A 336-nucleotide genomic window follows, 5' to 3' on the forward strand; every position below is an offset into this window, starting at 1 on the left:
GCAAGCAATTAGAAAGTTCTCTGCACTCTGAAGCTTTGATTTTCGTGCCTTAACAATGATGGGTTTATTGCCTTGAGAAAGGAGCTTTGAACGCTTTGCTTCAGCAACCTCTTTACCCGCTGCCCCAGCGTCTTGAGCAAGCACTGTATAAACGTCACTACCATCTTCCCTAGCGGTCTTCATAACAAGGTTATCAACGAGTGCAGCACGATCCCGCATAGATTTCATGTCAAGGATATAGAAATTCCCTGTATCCCTTTCGTAAGAGCATTTGGTTAGGCGAGTCCAATCAGGATCAGCGTAACGACCACCCTTTTCAGGTTCAGGTTTAGTGGC

At 45.8% G+C, this 336-nt stretch carries 1 protein-coding gene; it reads right to left on the minus strand.

The genetic code is table 11. The annotated features are described in order from the left end of the window. The coding region (locus HUS66_RS17695; protein WP_217488187.1) for a hypothetical protein at nt 1-336 on the minus strand (336 nt) is incomplete at both ends.

The sequence above is a fragment of the Onishia taeanensis genome, from assembly GCF_013349955.1.
GTDB classification, from domain to species: domain Bacteria; phylum Pseudomonadota; class Gammaproteobacteria; order Pseudomonadales; family Halomonadaceae; genus Onishia; species Onishia taeanensis_B.